Below are 15,716 nucleotides of genomic sequence, written 5' to 3'. Positions count from 1 at the left end.
CCCGTCTATGTCGGCGAAGGATTTTCCCTATGCCCGAAAGTCAGCTGCTTGACTACATGTATGTTTTCTTTTTCCTGGTTGGCGGAATCTGTATTGCTGTAGGACCTTTGGTCGTAGCGAATCTGGTCAACCCAACCTCGATTCTGAAAACAACCCTGGACCCCTACGAATGTGGCATGGACATCTTTGGCGATGCCCAGGATATCCGCTTTCATGTCAGCTATTATCTCTACGCATTGATTTTCGTCGCTTTTGCCGTCGACATCCTGTTTCTGTTTCCGGTAGCAACGGCGTATCATCTGGTGTCCGGCGCCCATGGACTGATCGTGCTGTTTATTTTTGTGTTTATCCTGTCCCTGACGGTTATTTATCCGTGGGTTAAAGGAGTTTTTACATGGCCGAAGAGAAGAAAAACCTCCTGAGGGTTCACACCCAGACCGAAGAAGCTCGCCGGCGCGAGCTCGATGGTCACCCCCCGGAGGAACTCGATTCCATCGTTCATCTGGCACAGGTGGAAAAGGTTCTTAATTTCTGCCGGGCCAACTCTCTGTGGCCGTTGACCTTTGGCCTGTCCTGCTGTGCCATCGAGATGATGGTCGCCGGGATGGCGCGCTTCGACCTGGCCCGCTTCGGCGCCGAAGTGTTTCGCCCTTCACCGCGTCACTGTGATCTGATGATTGTTGCGGGCACGGTGAACAAGAAAATGGCTCCCGGGGTGCTAACCCTCTACGAGCAGATGGCGGCACCGCGCTATGTCATCGCCCTAGGCAACTGCGCCACGTCGGGCGGACCTTTCGCGGTAGAAGAAAACTATAATGTCATCGAAGGAATCGATCGCATTATTCCGGTCGATGTCTATGTGCCGGGCTGCCCGCCGCGGCCGGAAGCCCTGTTCGAGGCCATTTTCAAATTGCAGGAAAAGATTTCCGGCAAACGCTTCCCGATTCCCATGAACAAGATGCCCGAAGGAGTCTGACCCATGGAATCAAAAGATTCCGTTATTGCAGCTTTCAAAAAGATCCCGGTCAAGGTTGAAGAGGTTAACTTTGCACAGCGGGGCTATCATCTCGAGATCAGGTTGGAGTCGAGCCAGTTGCGCTCCTTCGCAGACCTGTTACGCACGGGTAATTTTTACTTAAGCTATGTGTCCGGGCTGCATCTTACTACCGGAATCGATGTCAGTTATCAGTTTGCAAACTACGGCTTTCCCTGTCGACTGCTGGCCCACGTAGCTGTTGATGCCGATAACAGCCTGCCGACCATCTCCGACATTTTCCAGGGAGCCAACTGGCACGAGCGTGAAACCAAGGATTTTTACGGGGTTATCTTTCGCGACCACCCCAACCTCAAACCGTTGCTGCTGGCTGAAGACATGGAAGACCTCAAACCATTGCTGAAAAAAGCGGAAAGCTTGAAGGATCGCGCTGCCATCACCCGCGTCGAGAAGATTGCTGAGGACAAGCCTGCCCCTGCGGTTAAAAAGGAGGATGCGTGATGACCACCATGGCAGAAAAGAGCGAGCACCGCTACGTTCTCAACATGGGGCCGCAGCATCCAAGCACCCACGGCGTTTTGCGGGTGATTCTGGAGATGGAAGGCGAGTACGTCATGGATCCGCAACCGGTTCTCGGCTACGGTCACCGGATGCACGAAAAAATGGCGGAATGCCGCTCCTGGCCAAATTTTCTACCCAATGCCGCACGCATGGATTACCTCGCCGCGCTGATCTACAACCACGGTTACGTCGGCGTGGTGGAGCGTCTTGCCGGCATCGAAGCGACGCCGCGGGCAGAATATATCCGCGTTATCACGTCTGAACTCAATCGCCTGCAGAGTCATCTGCTGTGGCTGGGTGTGCTGGTGCTTGATCTCGGTGCTTTTACCCCGATCATGTATACTTTTGAGGATCGGGAAAAGATCCTCGACATCCTTGAGGATGTTACCGGTTCACGGCTGACCTATTGCTATATGCGGGTTGGTGGCGTGGTGCGCGACATTGATGACAAATTTGTCGAGCGTACCCGCGAATACATCGCCTGGCAACGTTCACGCATGCCGATGTACGACAAACTGGTGACCGGCAACATCATCTTCCGCAAGCGGATTGAACAGATCGGCGAGTTCACACCTGACCTCGCGCGCCGTTACGGGCTGACCGGCCCGGTACTGCGAGGAACCGGCATCCCATACGATATCCGCCGCGCTGAACCCTATTCGGTCTATCCGGAATTCGATTTCGAAATCCCGACCGAAACAACCGGCGACTGCATGGCGGCCTACCTGGTTCGGGTTCGCGAAATTGAACAGAGTCTGCGTATCCTTGAGCAGGCCCTCGACAAGCTTCCCGACGGGCCCGCCATGGCCAAGGTGCCGAAAAAACTTAAACTACCTGCCGGTGACGCCTGCTATGCAGTCGAATCACCACGCGGCGAACTGGTCTACCATCTAACCGGGGATGGCAGCGACACTCCCTATCGGATGAAAATCCGCGTTCCGTCCTTTTCAAACCTGAGCCTTCTGCCTGAACTCTGTAGTGGAATGCTCCTTTCTGATCTCTGTGCCTGCATGGGTAGTCTGGATCTGGTTATTCCGGAGATCGATCGATGAGCGCTGTAATGAATACTGGTTTTTTCCCACCGGAGTTGTTACGTATCCTGATTGCCGTGATCTGCGCCATCATTATTGTCTTTGGCAATGCGGTCGTCATGGGGTATCTGGAGCGCAAGCTTGCCGGGCGTTTTCAACGCCGACCGGGCCCAATGGAAGTCGGCTGGCACGGGATTCTGCAACTGGCTGTCGATGGTGTCAAACTGGTTGGCAAACAGTTGATCGTGCCCAAACAGACCGATAGAGTTCTCTATCGTCTCGCGCCGATCATTTCCTTTGCCCCGGCAATCATGCCGATGGTTGTCATCCCCTTTGCACCTAAACTCCAGGGGCGCGATTTTGATATCGGCCTGATCTTTATTCTGGCCGTGGTTGCCATCAACGTCCTGGCGATCCTGATTGCCGGCTGGAGTTCCAACAACAAATATTCCCTCCTGGGGGCCATGCGTTCGGTTGCCCAGAATGTGGCCTATGAGATCCCGATGTTGCTGACCCTGCTGTCGGTTATTCTGGTGACCGGCACCTTCAGCCTGCGCGGGATCGTCGAGGCCCAAAGCGGCGGAGCCTGGTTTATTTTCTTCATGCCGGTCGCCTTTCTGATCTTTTTTGCCGCGACCCTGGCCGAAACCAACCGTGCCCCCTTTGACCTGCCGGAAGCCGAAAGTGAACTGACGGCCGGTTTCATGACCGAGTTCAGCGGTATGGGCTTCAGCCTCTTTTTCATGGCTGAATATACCTATATGTTTATTGCCTGCTCCCTCACCGTTATTCTGTTTCTTGGTGGCTGGAGCGGACCGCCGCTGCCCTATGGAGAGTACACTTCAGCGCTCTGGTTCTTTGCCAAAGTGTACGCCCTTCTGCTGACAATGATCTGGATTCGCTGGACCTTCCCGCGGGTACGCTTTGACCAACTGCTGAATTTCTGCTGGAAGTATCTGGTTCCATTTTCTCTGGTTCACCTGCTGGTGACCGCCGTGGTGCTGAAATTATGAAAGAATATTTCGCCCTGATCTTTACCGGGGGCAAAAGCCTCATCGTCGGGATGATGATCACCCTGCGCGAGCTCTTCCGCCCGGTCGTTACCGTCCAGTATCCGCGTGAAAAACTGCCCATTTCACCTAATTACCGCGGCCACACGATTCTGATCCGTGACGAGGAGAAGCCGGAAAAACACCGCTGTATCTCCTGCAAGATGTGCGAGCGCGAATGCCCATCGAACTGTATCGATCTGGCCGGTGAGAAACGTGAAGGGGTCAAGGGAATGGTATTGATCAAATACCGCCTCGATTTCACCAAATGCAGCCTGTGCGGGACCTGTGTTGAGGTATGCCCAACCGACGCCCTCGATTTTTCGAAGGTCTATCAGCATGTCGGTTTTTCCCGGGAAGACTTTCATTACGACCTGCTGGCGATGGTGGAGGAAGAAAAATGACCATGTACCGTTATCTGGCCGAAGGAATGTTTTTCGGCTTTATCGTTCTGATTATGTTCGGTGGCATGCTGACCGTCTGGTCGCGCCAGTTGATGCACGCAGTGCTCGGCCTGGCTGTTGTCTTTATCGGTGTTGCCGGACTGTTTTTTCACCTCGGTTCACCTTTTATGGCGATGATGCAGGTGTTGATCTACGTTGGTGCTGTCTGCGTCATGCTGGTGTTCGGAATCATGGTCGGACAATCACCGACTCAGACCGAGCAACTTCGCTGGTCAGGCAACAACTTCCTCCTCGCCTCCGGCACCTGTATCTCCGGCTTTGTTTTACTGACCACGACCCTGATCCGTACCCAATGGACAGCAGCAGCACAGCGCGTTGGTGATTTTTCCATGCAGCACCTGGGTGAAGCCTTTCTACATCAGTTTGTTCTCGCTTTTGAGCTGATTTCCGTGGTGCTGCTGATTGCTATTCTGGGCGCGATTATTATCGCCCGCCCGCCGCAGGAGAGTGATCCCTCATGATGCCGAGTGACCATCTGACAACCTACCTGATCATTGCGGCCTTCATGCTTTTTGTCGGCCTGTTCGGAATGATTCGTCATCGCACCCTGATCGGCATGCTGATTTGCGTCGAGATGGTTCTCGCCGGGGCCGGTGTCAACTTTATGGCTTTCAATTACTTTGTTGCGCCTGATCCTGCCGTGGGGCAGGCGTTTACCCTGTTTATTCTGGGGATTGCTGCTGCCGAAGCGGCCATCGTTATCAGTCTCGTCATCGCCATTCATCGACGCTTTCACAGCGTAGATCCCCAGGCGATAAACGAATTGCACGGCTAACTTCGAGGACCAGGCACACACATGGAACCAATTATCACCTCCAAAGTCCTGCTGGCGACCCTCATCCCGATGGTGACCGCAGCGCTAGTCATGGCAACCGGGCGCACCCCCAACCTGCGCGAAAGTATTTCGTTTGTCGGGGCAGTACTGACCTTTATTGCCGTCATGATCCTGGCACCGGGCGTCTTAAGTGGCGGCGCTTACGCTCTGAATCTGATCACCCTCTACCCGGGGATCAGCGTTTCTTTTTATCTTGACCCTCTGGGTCTGGTGTTTGCCGGGACCGCTTCATTTTTGTGGATTCTGGCATCGATCTACTGTATCGGCTATATGCGCGGCTTAAACGAGCATGCCCAGACCCGCTTTTACGTCTGCTATGCCGTCTCGGTAGGCGCTGCCATGGGAGCGGCTTTTTCCGCCAACCTGTTTACCCTTTACCTGTTCTACGAAATCGTTTCCATCTTCACCTACCCGCTGGTCATGCACCATCAGGATAAGGAAGGGTACGAGGGAGCACGCAAGTACATCATCTACCTGATGTTCACCTCCAAGGCGATGCTGTTGCCGGCGATGGCGATCATCTATGTCCTGACCGGCACCCTTGATTTCAACATGAGCGGTATCAGTGGCGGAATTTTCCCGGCCGGTACTGACCGGATGATGGTGATCATCGCTTACCTGCTGTGCCTGTTCGGCTTTGCCAAGGCCGGTATCATGCCGCTGCATAACTGGCTGCCTGACGCCATGGTCGCACCGACACCGGTCAGCGCCCTGCTGCATGCGGTGGTCGTGGTCAAGGTCGGGGTCTTCTCCATCTGCCGGGTAATGCTGTCAGTGTTCGGCATTGATCTGCTCGACATAACCGGCATGGGGATGTTCACCGCCTACGTGGTTTCCTTTACCATTATCACCGCCTCGGTAATTGCCCTGACTCAGACCAACCTCAAGGCACGACTGGCATATTCAACCGTCAGCCAGCTCTCCTATATCGTCCTCGGGGTTGCCATGCTGACTCCCCACGCTATTACCGGTGGATTGCTGCATATCGCCAACCACGCCTTTGCCAAGATCACCCTGTTTTTCTGCGCCGGTTGTATTTTCGTTGCTTCGGGCAAAAAGGATATCTCCGAAATGGGCGGTCTGGGATGGCGCATGCCGTTCACCATGGCCGCTTTCGCCCTGGCGTCCTTAAGCATGATCGGAGTCCCGCCGGTCAGTGGCTTTGTCAGCAAGTGGTATCTGGCCCTGGGGGCGATGGATATCGGCAACATGATCCTGCTGGCCGTCCTGCTGATCAGCAGCCTGCTTAACGCCGGCTACTTTGTGCCGGTGGTACTTAAATCCTTTTTCGGCAAGCCCCTGCCGACCGATACCGATATCAGCAGCCTCGAGCGGCAACCGCTGGTACTGATGATGGTGGTGCCCTTGCTGATTACCGGGGTGATCTCGGTGATGATCGGCATCTGGCCTGATCTTTTCTTGAACACGATCAAACTGATGGTGGGCTCATGATCGCACGTTGGATAGATTATCTGCGCGAACGCGCCAATATTGTCCGAGGCTGTTTTTTCGCCTTTCTGCTGTTTGCGGTGTTCTTCGATTTTATTATCGAACGACCAAAGCCACACTTTTTCGGTGACAGCATCATCGGCTTCTGGTCGTTGTTCGGCTTGCTTGGTTGCCTGTTGATGATCGTTATCTGCAAGGGGCTCTCCCACGTCTGGCTGGAGCGCAAGGAGGACCCTTATGATAACTGATCTCTTCATCCATCCGACCAGCTGGTTTATTCTCGGCGCGTTGCTGATGCCTTTTGCCAAGCGTTTCGGCATTCAGAAAATCTGGCTCATCGTTATCCCTCTGGTCGCCATGGCGACCATTTACCGGCTGCCTGACAGCTTCGGCATCGTCAACTATCTTGGATTTGAGCTGCAATTCGGCCGGGTTGACAAGCTGACTTTTATCTTCCTCCATGTGTTTACCCTGATGGCCCTGATCGGCTGCGTCTTCGGGCTGCAGGTCAAGGAAACCGGCCAGCACATTGCCGCCTTTCTTTATGTTGCCGGCTCCCTTGGGGTGACTCTGGCCGGCGATTATCTGACCCTCTTTATTTTCTGGGAATTGATGGCCTTTGCCTCGACCTTCCTGATCTGGTACCGCAAAAAACAGCGCTCCATTGAAGCCGGCTACCGCTACCTGCTGGTGCATACGGCCGGAGGGCTGGTGCTGCTGGCGGGGATCTTTCTGCTTTATCAAAGCGGACATGATCTCTCCTTCGGAGTCTTCACTCAGGAAGGAGCCGGCTGGGCTGAATATCTGATCATGATCGGCTTCCTGCTCAACGCGGCAGCGCCACCGATCCATGCCTGGCTGCCTGATGCCTATCCGGAAGCAACTGTAACCGGGGCGGTATTCATGTGCGCCTTCACCACCAAAACCGCTGTTTACGTGTTGTTGCGTGGTTTTCCGGGCTTTGAAGTGTTGGCCATTGTAGGTGCCTGCATGGCCCTGTACGGAGTTGCCTACGCGGTCATCGAAAATGACGCCCGGCGGATTCTTGCTTACCACGTTGTCAGTCAGGTCGGTTACATGGTCTGCGGGGTCGGCATCGGCACGGCCATGGCGCTTAACGGTGTCGCGGCTCATGCCTATGCCCACATCATTTACAAAGCACTGTTATTCATGGGCGCCGGTGCGGTACTGGAAATGACCGGACGTTCCAAGCTCAGCGAGCTCGGTGGTCTCTATCGCACCATGCCGCTGACCATGGTTTTTACCATTATCGGTGGTATCGCGATCTCCGGCTTCCCGCTGACCAGTGGCTTTGTCAGCAAATCGATGATTATTGCGGCCGCCGGTTATAACCATCAGACCGTCCTGCTGGTAATGCTGCTGCTGGCCGGGGTTGGAACCTTCCTCTCGGTCGGCATCAAACTGCCCTACTTTATCTGGTTCGGCAAGGATTCCGGCATCCGCGCCAAAGAAGCACCCTGGAACATGCAGCTGGCAATGGGGATGGCGGCTTTTGTCTGTATCCTTTTCGGCGTTTACCCGACAGCCCTCTACAGCATGCTTCCTTATGCTGCCGAGTACCACCCCTACTACGCCTACCACCTGTCGGAAACCTTCCAGCTCATGGCCTTTACGGGCTTAGGTTTCTACCTGATGGTGAATTATCTCAAGCCCCACGATGTGTCCAACCTCGATCTGGACTGGTTTTATCGTAAAGGGTCGGTGCGCTTTGTCAATTTCGCCAGGGGTCCGATAGTTTCAGTCAATAACTGGGTCAGCAATGTCTATAAGAACATCGGCCTGCGTCTGACCATGGCGTTGGCCCGCGCCTTCTCCTGGTTCGATAAAGAAGGCATCGACTGGACGATCGACGGTTCAGCCCGCAACATCGTTGCCGGCGGCAACAGCGTCCGTCAGATTCAGACCGGACGGATTCAGCATTACATCGCCGCCGGAATCATTGCCGTACTGGTGGTCACGCTGGTTGTCTTTCTGGTGTAAACATGACGCTGCTGAGCGGTTTTCAAAGGATCGCGCGCACCACTTCACGGTGCATGGCGTTGTCTTTTTTAGGATAGTCCCTATTTATTAACGTCTACGAAGGAACGATCGTGGAACAGTATCTGATTTTTAATCAACTGAACTACCCCATCATCTCCGTATTGCTGCTGTTGCCGCTGGTCGGTGCAGTGCTGGGTCTGCTGTTTAAAAGTGACAAAGCGCAGCTGCTATGGGGGCTGAGCGTTACGGTGGCAACGGCCCTGGCATCACTGCCGCTATATACCCGGTTTGATCGCACTACGGCCCTGTATCAGTTTGTCGAAGTGCGCCACTGGTTACCGGCACTGGGGCTTGACTATGCAGTTGGTGTCGATGGAATAAGCGTCTTGCTGGTGTTGTTAACAACCCTGGTCATGCCCCTGTGTGTGCTCTGTTCCTGGAGCTATATCAAGGAACGAATGCGTGAATTCATGTTCGTTCTGCTGGTGATCGAAACCGCAATGATCGGCGTTTTCGTCAGCCTCAATACCCTGCTGTTCTTCCTCTTCTGGGAAGCGATGCTGATCCCGATGTATCTGATGATCGCTATCTGGGGCGGACCGCGCAAGGATTACGCATCCATCAAGTATTTCCTTTACACTTTTGCCGGCAGTATTTTCTTTCTGGCGGCGATTATTGCCCTGTATGTCCAGACCGGTAGTTTCTTTATTCCCGAGTTGATGGAACAACACTTCAGCTTCAGCTTCCAGGCCTGGATCTTCCTCGGTTGCGCCTTGGCTTTTGCCGTCAAGGTACCGATGTTCCCGCTCCACACCTGGTTGCCGGCAGCTCACGTCGAAGCACCGACGGCAGGCAGTGTCATCCTCGCCAGCATCATGCTCAAACTCGGTGGTTATGGTTTCTTACGTTTCTGTCTGCCGATGGCACCGGAAGCGACCTGGTATTTCATGCCCTGGCTGATTGCCCTGTCCCTGATCTCGATCATTGTTGGCGGCTATCTGGCCCTCGGACAGAGCGATATCAAAAAGCTGATCGCCTATTCCAGTGTCGGACATATGGGTTTTGTTACCCTGGGAATCTTCCTGCTCAATGATCAGGGGATCAAGGGGGCGATGCTGCAGATGATCAATCACGGTATCACCACCGGAGCCCTGTTTATTCTGATTGGGATCATCTACGAACGCACCCACAGTCGTGAAATGAGCGTCAACCGCGCCCTCGGAGCGATGATGCCGATTTATGTACTGTTCCTCGGCATTTTCAGCCTGTCATCCTTCGGTTTCCCCGGCACCAACAGCTTTGTCAGTGAATTCCTGGTGCTGCTGGCGGCCTTCTCAAAATATCCCCTGGTCGGCGCCCTGGCGATTGTCGGTGCTATCCTCGCAGCGGCCTACATGCTGCGTTTGCTGCAGAGCATGGTTTGGGCCGATTCCGATGGCCATGGTCACCACGATGATGGTCATGGTGATGGTCACATTCTAAAAGACCTGAATGCCCGGGAAATCGCCACGTTGAGCTTTTTAACCATTTTTGTTTTCTGGATCGGCTTCTATCCAACCCCGTTGCTGGACATGATGGATGTCAGTGTGACGCACCTGATTGACCAGATCGGTAACGGATTGAACCAGGGCGGGCACGATAATCTGCATCACGCCTTCAGCGGCTGGAGCAATAAAATTGCCGGTCTGTTGACGACCCTGAGACCCTGAGCTGTTAACTCCTGATTTCGGACGTTTTATGGAAACCATGCTTTTTCTACCCGAACTGCTGCTGATTCTGCTTGCTCTGGTGTGCTTTTGTACCTCCCTGGGCACCCATCCCCGAACCGGTTTTTTGCAGGGGACGGTGATCCTTCTCTCGATTCTGGCCCTGCTGGCAACGGCAGTAAACTACCAGCAATCGGGCTCCCTGTTTTATGGCGCCTACCAGATCGACCAACTGTCACAGTTGTTCAAACTGGTTCTTTGTGCCGGGCTGGCCTTGATCGCCTGGGCTACTCCCGGCCTGCGCGGTATTGAAAAACGTCTCCATCCTGAGTATTACCTCTTTCTGAGCGTCAGTACCCTGGGGCTGGTCATGCTTTCCAGTGCAGCGGAATTGCTGACGATCTTCCTGGCGCTGGAAATATCATCCTATGCCCTGTTCGTTGCTATTCCCTTCCGGCAACCTGTCAACGGCCGCCAGCAATATGAAGCCAGCCTCAAGTACGTGCTCTTCGGGGCGGCGGCTTCAGGCCTGAGCCTGTTCGGCATGAGCTATATTTTCGGTCTTAGTGGAACTACCTATCTGGCTGAACTGTCTCCCCTGCTGCCGGGACTCTTGGCTACACAGCCTCTGGCTGTAGCTGGAATGATCCTGCTGTTGTGCGGATTCTTCTACAAACTCGCCTTGTTCCCCATGCATTTCTGGACTCCTGATGTCTATCAGGGCGCGGCTAACGAAACCACCACCTTTATTGCCACCCTTCCCAAAATTGGTGCGGTGATTCTGCTGCTGCGCCTGGTCAGTCTGGCCGGCGTTGACATCAGCCAACTAAGCTGGGCTCTGGGAATTCTGGCGGTCGCCTCCATGACCATCGGAAACCTCTCGGCCCTGGTACAGAATGATATTAAGCGTCTACTGGCCTACTCCAGCGTTGCCCATGCCGGCTATCTGATGCTCGGCGTAATTGCCGGCGGTACTCTGGGATATGCGGCAGCTATCTATTATGCCATCGGTTATCTGCTGATGAATCTGGCCTGCTTCTTTGTGCTCTATCATTTGAGTGGCGACAACCGTAACCTCAGCCTGAATGACCTGAACGGCCTTTATCGCCGTGCTCCCCTGCTGGCTTTTGTACTGGCCGCCGGCGTCTTCAGCCTGGCCGGTATTCCACCAACCATCGGCTTTACCGGCAAGTTTGTTCTTTTTACCGCTGCTTTCCAGCAAGGGTTCTATGGTCTGGTAGTTCTGGGGCTGATCAACGCCGCGATCTCAATCTTCTTCTACCTCAAGATCGTCCGTGCTGCCTATTTGACCAGCACCGACACTGACAGCTCAGAGGTCACCATTACCTTCAGCAGCAAACTACTTGGCTTTGGCTTGATTATTGCCATTATCCTGCTGGGTGTCCTGCCGCAACAACTGCTCGCCCTGGCCAAGGCGGCTGTTGCTTTTCTGTAGTTAAATTCAGGGGCCCGGGATAACCCAGGCCCCTGTTCAGGCATTACCGACACGCCGGCTCACCATCCGAGAATTTTCAGGTGTTCATTCACTGCTGCTCTACTCTCATCATAAAAAAACCATTTCCTTATCCAACAATACTGGTCATCTATTTCATTTCAGTGTATCTTTTTAATGCCGACATAAGAATTAATCTTAAAGAGAAGAGGGATAAAAACATATGAAAGCTGTAAAAATCACTGAGGGTATTTACTGTTTACCGGTCAACCTGGAAAGCTACAAGCTCTTTGAAGGGATGTGGCCGATGCCCAACGGCATATCCATCAACTCTTATATTGTTCAGGGTGAAAAAACTGCGTTGATTGACCTGTTGGAAGATGTCGGTAACAAGCCGGCTGATTTTGATGCGGAAATGGCTTCCATCGGCATCAGCGCCGGGGATATTGATTATCTGATTCTTAACCACATGGAGCCTGACCATACCAGCTGGTTGCCGGTTTTCCATGCCCGCAACCCCGATATGAAAATTTTTCTGACCGGCAAGGCCAAACAACTGCTCAAGGATTTTTGTGGTATTGAGGATAACGTCGAAGTGGTCAAGGATGGTGACACCCTTGACCTCGGCAAGGGGAAGGTTCTGACCTTCTACGAAACCCCGAATATCCACTGGCCCGAAACCATGATGACCTATGAGAACAGCAGCGGCACCTTGTTTTCCTGCGATGCCTTCGGCTCCTACGGTACCCTGAATGATGTCTACTTTGATGATCAGCTCTCCACCAGCCAACACGATTTCTTTATTAACGAAGCATTGCGCTACTATGCTAATATCGTGTCGAGCTTTTCGACTTTTGTTACCAAGGGGATACAGCGTTTAAGCGCCCTTGATATCAAGGTGATAGCCCCTTCCCATGGCATCATCTGGCGAGAGAATCCCCAGGCAATTATCGATTCCTACACCCGCTTTGCCGGCTATCTGAATGGTCCGGCCGAAGCAGAAATCACTGTGATCTGGTCAAGCATGTACGGCAACACCGAAAAACTGGTCAACAACATGGTCCAGGGGGTCCGCAGCGCGGGCTTACCGGTTCATGTTCACCGGGTACCGGACGACCATGTCGGCCTGATCCTTGCCTCAGCATGGAAATCAAGTGGCATTATCCTCGGGATGCCGACTTATGAGTACGAGATGTTCCCACCCATGGCCTGGGTACTGGACATGTTCCGGCGCAAGAAAATATGGAATAAAAAGGTCCTGCGCTTCGGCTCGGCAGGCTGGTCCGGCGGCGCCCAGCGTGAACTTGATCATTTGACCGAAAAGCTCAAATGGGAATTCATCGAACCGATTGAATGGAAAGGTGCACCGACCGATATTGAGCTGGACCTGGCACTCAAACAGAGTCGTCTGCTGGCTGACAAGGTCAAGGAATTCTGCGGCAAACACTAATTTCCTCGGATGGTTACGGTTGTTGTCTCGACCGGAGCCATCCCTTTTTCAGGTTATTGCGATCACATACATGGCTGAGCAAACACGTCTGGAGGAGGTATTTAACAGCTCTCTACACGCTATCGGCGCCATAGCTGCAATCACCGGCCTGCTGGTGCTTGTCCGGGGTGAAGGGGATCCCTTGCGGCTGTTCAGTTACACCCTTTTTTGCGGCAGCATGGTCATCCTCTACAGCAGTTCCTCCTTTTATCACGCTACCACAGGCGCTCAGAAACAGACGGCAAAAAAAGTTGATCAACTTGCTATCTATCTATTGATTGCAAGCACTTACGCCCCTTTTGCACTGATTCTTCTAGCTGGCGACACACGCGGAAAGCTGGTCTTTGTCGGCGTCTGGTTGCTTGCCCTCATCGGCATTCTTTATGACCTGGTGTCAGAGTCACCGGCAAACAGAAATATTCCCGTAATGATTTATCTGCTGATGGGATGGATGGCGCTGATACTGGCTGTCCCGCTGATGGAAAAACTTTCACTTAATGGATTTTTATGGCTTCTGGCCGGTGGTCTGTCTTACACGTTTGGATTGCTCTTTTATGCTTTTGATCACCGCGTCCGTTTTTTTCACGCGGCCTGGCATCTGTTTGTACTGGCCGGCAGTTTCTTTCATTTCTGGGTAGTTTACCGCTATATCGCAACGGTTTGAGGTAGGGTTGAATAGTTATGGCTGAACAATCTCCCTGGCTGTGTCACATCTGCGAGCGCACTTCAACCAGTGATGATGGTGTTACCTGCAGCGAATGCTACAAGCTCTCCTGCCGCAGTCATATGGCGCCGGCAACGATCCAGAACCCGGATAACGGGCTTTATCAGTTGGTGCTGATCTGTGCCCACTGTCAGCTAAGGCGCCATCTGTCATGATGAGGATTTCATTACCATGAGCAACAGCCGACCCGTGTATTCCGATCAGCTCGGCAGGCTGTGTCCTGCCTGCGGCCAAGCGCAGAAGAATTGTCGGTGCCGCACGCCTGAAACGACGGGCATAGGCGATGGAATTGTCCGCATCCAGCGCGAAACCAAGGGACGTAAAGGCAAAGGAGTTACCTTGATCACCGGCCTGGATCTGGAACCGCGCCAGCTCAAGGAACTGGCCAAAGAGCTCAAACAGCGCTGTGGCACCGGCGGTACCGTCAAGGACGGCGTGATCGAGATCCAGGGCGATCACCGCGACCTGCTTCTCGATCTGTTGCAGCAGCGCGGTTTGAAGGTGAAAAAAGCGGGGGGGTAAATTCCAGTTCCCCGCGAAAATTCATTCAACGATCATCATCCTTCCCGCCTGACCCACCCACTAAAAAAGCCAACAATTATTGTTGACTAATTTTACTTCTTTAATATATATTCCCTATATCTTTTATTATTAAAATTATCTTGGTTGGTCAATCCTTTTTATCCAGAACCTGTTCCAACAGCGACTGAATGTGCCAGCCTGAGACTCGGAATACCACTCAATCCTTTTAAACATCGAACAAAAGTGGGGGCTTCTATGAATATCTTCAATAACATCAAACTCAGTCAAAAACTGATTGGAGGAATTCTCTTCCTTTTATTGTTTGTTGCCACTGGCATCGGGACCGTTGCGTACTTCCAGGCGGCATCGGCACTGCAAGAACAGGTTGAAACCAATATTCCTCATGTCGCCAGAGATGGTGCTGAAATTATCAGCCAGGTGCTTCAACGACACCTGACGGCGCTCAGCATCATGGCAGAAAACCCTGCCATCAAAAGCATGGACTGGAACGAACAAAAAAATGTACTCGAAGAATATACCCAGTTAGGCGGCTACCTGGGAATGGGAGTGATATCTCCTGATGGCACCGCCAGATACCCGGACGGAAACACCGCGCAACTGGGAGACAGAAGCTACACGCGAATGGCACTGCAGGGAACCGCCAATTTTTCTGACGTCATTATATCCCGGGTAACAAATTCTCCGGTGATGATTGTTGCCGCACCGATTCGAAGTAATAATATAATCTCCGGAGTGCTGATGGCTCGACTTGATGCCGGCTGGCTGAGTAATATTACCGATGGGCTCGGTTTTGGCGAAAAAGGCTATTCCTATATTATCGACGGCAAGGGAACCATGATTGCCTACGGCAATCGGGATCTGGTCCTGAACCAGACAAATTTTATTGAAGAAGCCAAGACCAAGCCGGAATACACTCAACTGGCAATGATGTTTCAAAAAATGACCCGTGGAGAAGCAGGCTTTGATGAATATCCGTTCATGGGCTCTGTCCGCTTTTTCGGATATCATCCTATCGCCGGGACCAGCTGGTCAATGGCAGTGGGTGCACACAAAAAAGATGTATTTCACCTTCTTCCCACCATGCGCAACACGATTATCATCCTGTCACTGGTATTTATCGTTATCGGTTCACTGCTGGTCTACCTGCTGGCACGCTCCATCGTCAAACCGGTGGTTCAAGGGATCAACCTCGCCCAGGAGATTGCCAAGGGTGATTTCAGCATGCGCCTGAACATGGAGCGCGGTGATGAAATCGGCATTCTGGCCAAATCCCTGGATGACATGGCCGAGAACCTCTCACGTAACGCCGATGTCGCTGAACAGATCGCCGACGGCAACCTCAATGTCGAGGTGCAGCTGGCTTCGGAAAAGGATCAGCTGGGTCTGGCCCTGCAGACCATGGTGCTGAACCTCAACG

18 protein-coding genes are annotated in these 15,716 nt (G+C 53.1%); all 18 read left to right on the top strand.

Annotated features, from left to right (window positions below; all coding sequences use genetic code 11):
* Positions 1-29: 29 nt before the first annotated feature.
* Positions 30-422 carry an NADH-quinone oxidoreductase subunit A gene (locus AC1931_RS11780; RefSeq protein WP_483877466.1) on the top strand — a complete coding sequence of 131 codons (393 nt, stop codon included), beginning with the start codon at positions 30-32 and terminating at the stop codon, positions 420-422.
* Positions 395-976: an NADH-quinone oxidoreductase subunit B gene (locus AC1931_RS11775; RefSeq protein ID WP_483877465.1), complete on the top strand. Its 582-nt coding sequence runs from the start codon at positions 395-397 to the stop codon at positions 974-976. The genes AC1931_RS11780 and AC1931_RS11775 overlap by 28 nt, the downstream gene beginning before the upstream one ends.
* Before the next feature lie 3 nt (positions 977-979).
* The gene (locus AC1931_RS11770) at positions 980-1,495 is read left to right on the top strand and encodes an NADH-quinone oxidoreductase subunit C (protein WP_483877464.1); all 516 of its coding nucleotides are present in this window, start codon (positions 980-982) and stop codon (positions 1,493-1,495) included.
* Positions 1,495-2,607: an NADH-quinone oxidoreductase subunit D gene (locus AC1931_RS11765; RefSeq protein WP_483877463.1), complete on the top strand. Its 1,113-nt coding sequence runs from the start codon at positions 1,495-1,497 to the stop codon at positions 2,605-2,607. Before AC1931_RS11770 ends, AC1931_RS11765 begins: the two co-directional genes overlap by 1 nt.
* On the top strand, positions 2,604-3,599 hold the full coding sequence (gene nuoH, locus AC1931_RS11760) for an NADH-quinone oxidoreductase subunit NuoH (protein WP_483877462.1): 996 nt from the start codon (positions 2,604-2,606) through the stop codon (positions 3,597-3,599). The genes AC1931_RS11765 and nuoH overlap by 4 nt, the downstream gene beginning before the upstream one ends.
* Positions 3,596-4,039 carry a NuoI/complex I 23 kDa subunit family protein gene (locus AC1931_RS11755; RefSeq protein WP_483877461.1) on the top strand — a complete coding sequence of 148 codons (444 nt, stop codon included), beginning with the start codon at positions 3,596-3,598 and terminating at the stop codon, positions 4,037-4,039. Before nuoH ends, AC1931_RS11755 begins: the two co-directional genes overlap by 4 nt.
* Positions 4,036-4,560, top strand: a complete 525-nt coding sequence (locus AC1931_RS11750) for an NADH-quinone oxidoreductase subunit J family protein (RefSeq protein ID WP_483877460.1) — start codon at positions 4,036-4,038, stop codon at positions 4,558-4,560. Before AC1931_RS11755 ends, AC1931_RS11750 begins: the two co-directional genes overlap by 4 nt.
* Positions 4,557-4,874 carry an NADH-quinone oxidoreductase subunit NuoK gene (nuoK, locus tag AC1931_RS11745; protein ID WP_483877459.1) on the top strand — a complete coding sequence of 106 codons (318 nt, stop codon included), beginning with the start codon at positions 4,557-4,559 and terminating at the stop codon, positions 4,872-4,874. The genes AC1931_RS11750 and nuoK overlap by 4 nt, the downstream gene beginning before the upstream one ends.
* A 21-nt stretch (positions 4,875-4,895) precedes the next feature.
* Positions 4,896-6,386 carry a monovalent cation/H+ antiporter subunit D family protein gene (locus AC1931_RS11740; protein WP_483877458.1) on the top strand — a complete coding sequence of 497 codons (1,491 nt, stop codon included), beginning with the start codon at positions 4,896-4,898 and terminating at the stop codon, positions 6,384-6,386.
* Positions 6,383-6,631, top strand: coding sequence for a hypothetical protein (locus AC1931_RS11735; RefSeq protein ID WP_483877457.1), 249 nt, complete (start codon positions 6,383-6,385; stop codon positions 6,629-6,631). The genes AC1931_RS11740 and AC1931_RS11735 overlap by 4 nt, the downstream gene beginning before the upstream one ends.
* Positions 6,621-8,384 carry a Na(+)/H(+) antiporter subunit D gene (locus AC1931_RS11730; RefSeq protein WP_483877456.1) on the top strand — a complete coding sequence of 588 codons (1,764 nt, stop codon included), beginning with the start codon at positions 6,621-6,623 and terminating at the stop codon, positions 8,382-8,384. The genes AC1931_RS11735 and AC1931_RS11730 overlap by 11 nt, the downstream gene beginning before the upstream one ends.
* 110 nt (positions 8,385-8,494) lie before the next feature.
* Positions 8,495-10,093: a complex I subunit 4 family protein gene (locus tag AC1931_RS11725; protein ID WP_483877455.1), complete on the top strand. Its 1,599-nt coding sequence runs from the start codon at positions 8,495-8,497 to the stop codon at positions 10,091-10,093.
* 28 nt (positions 10,094-10,121) lie between these two features.
* Positions 10,122-11,546: an NADH-quinone oxidoreductase subunit N gene (locus AC1931_RS11720; RefSeq protein WP_483877454.1), complete on the top strand. Its 1,425-nt coding sequence runs from the start codon at positions 10,122-10,124 to the stop codon at positions 11,544-11,546.
* 220 nt (positions 11,547-11,766) lie between these two features.
* The gene (locus AC1931_RS11715; protein WP_483877453.1) at positions 11,767-12,993 is read left to right on the top strand and encodes an FprA family A-type flavoprotein; all 1,227 of its coding nucleotides are present in this window, start codon (positions 11,767-11,769) and stop codon (positions 12,991-12,993) included.
* Between the two features lie 70 nt (positions 12,994-13,063).
* Positions 13,064-13,696 (top strand): PAQR family membrane homeostasis protein TrhA, encoded by a 633-nt coding sequence (trhA, locus tag AC1931_RS11710; RefSeq protein WP_483877452.1) that lies wholly within the window; start codon positions 13,064-13,066, stop codon positions 13,694-13,696.
* 17 nt (positions 13,697-13,713) lie between these two features.
* Positions 13,714-13,911, top strand: a complete 198-nt coding sequence (locus AC1931_RS11705; protein WP_483877451.1) for a hypothetical protein — start codon at positions 13,714-13,716, stop codon at positions 13,909-13,911.
* 16 nt (positions 13,912-13,927) lie between these two features.
* A complete protein-coding gene (locus AC1931_RS11700) occupies positions 13,928-14,278 on the top strand; it encodes a translation initiation factor Sui1 (RefSeq protein ID WP_483877450.1) in 351 nt (116 codons plus the stop codon).
* Positions 14,279-14,533: 255 nt separating this feature from the next.
* Positions 14,534-15,716, top strand: a 1,183-nt coding sequence (locus AC1931_RS11695) for a PDC sensor domain-containing protein (RefSeq protein ID WP_483877449.1), incomplete at its 3' end; no start/stop codon positions are given.

This window comes from Pelovirga sp. C15f, from assembly GCF_057178085.1.
This window is presented reverse-complemented; position numbering and strand designations above follow the sequence as displayed.

Bases quoted from the DNA above. Each gene is read 5' to 3' on its own strand.
- AC1931_RS11780 (WP_483877466.1), top strand. From the start codon at position 30: ATGCCCGAAAGTCAGCTGCTTGACTACATGTATGTTTTCTTTTTCCTG.
- AC1931_RS11775 (WP_483877465.1), top strand. From the start codon at position 395: ATGGCCGAAGAGAAGAAAAACCTCCTGAGGGTTCACACCCAGACCGAA.
- AC1931_RS11770 (WP_483877464.1), top strand. From the start codon at position 980: ATGGAATCAAAAGATTCCGTTATTGCAGCTTTCAAAAAGATCCCGGTC.
- AC1931_RS11765 (WP_483877463.1), top strand. From the start codon at position 1,495: ATGACCACCATGGCAGAAAAGAGCGAGCACCGCTACGTTCTCAACATG.
- nuoH (WP_483877462.1), top strand. From the start codon at position 2,604: ATGAGCGCTGTAATGAATACTGGTTTTTTCCCACCGGAGTTGTTACGT.
- AC1931_RS11755 (WP_483877461.1), top strand. From the start codon at position 3,596: ATGAAAGAATATTTCGCCCTGATCTTTACCGGGGGCAAAAGCCTCATC.
- AC1931_RS11750 (WP_483877460.1), top strand. From the start codon at position 4,036: ATGACCATGTACCGTTATCTGGCCGAAGGAATGTTTTTCGGCTTTATC.
- nuoK (WP_483877459.1), top strand. From the start codon at position 4,557: ATGATGCCGAGTGACCATCTGACAACCTACCTGATCATTGCGGCCTTC.
- AC1931_RS11740 (WP_483877458.1), top strand. From the start codon at position 4,896: ATGGAACCAATTATCACCTCCAAAGTCCTGCTGGCGACCCTCATCCCG.
- AC1931_RS11735 (WP_483877457.1), top strand. From the start codon at position 6,383: ATGATCGCACGTTGGATAGATTATCTGCGCGAACGCGCCAATATTGTC.
- AC1931_RS11730 (WP_483877456.1), top strand. From the start codon at position 6,621: ATGATAACTGATCTCTTCATCCATCCGACCAGCTGGTTTATTCTCGGC.
- AC1931_RS11720 (WP_483877454.1), top strand. From the start codon at position 10,122: ATGGAAACCATGCTTTTTCTACCCGAACTGCTGCTGATTCTGCTTGCT.
- AC1931_RS11715 (WP_483877453.1), top strand. From the start codon at position 11,767: ATGAAAGCTGTAAAAATCACTGAGGGTATTTACTGTTTACCGGTCAAC.
- trhA (WP_483877452.1), top strand. From the start codon at position 13,064: ATGGCTGAGCAAACACGTCTGGAGGAGGTATTTAACAGCTCTCTACAC.
- AC1931_RS11705 (WP_483877451.1), top strand. From the start codon at position 13,714: ATGGCTGAACAATCTCCCTGGCTGTGTCACATCTGCGAGCGCACTTCA.
- AC1931_RS11700 (WP_483877450.1), top strand. From the start codon at position 13,928: ATGAGCAACAGCCGACCCGTGTATTCCGATCAGCTCGGCAGGCTGTGT.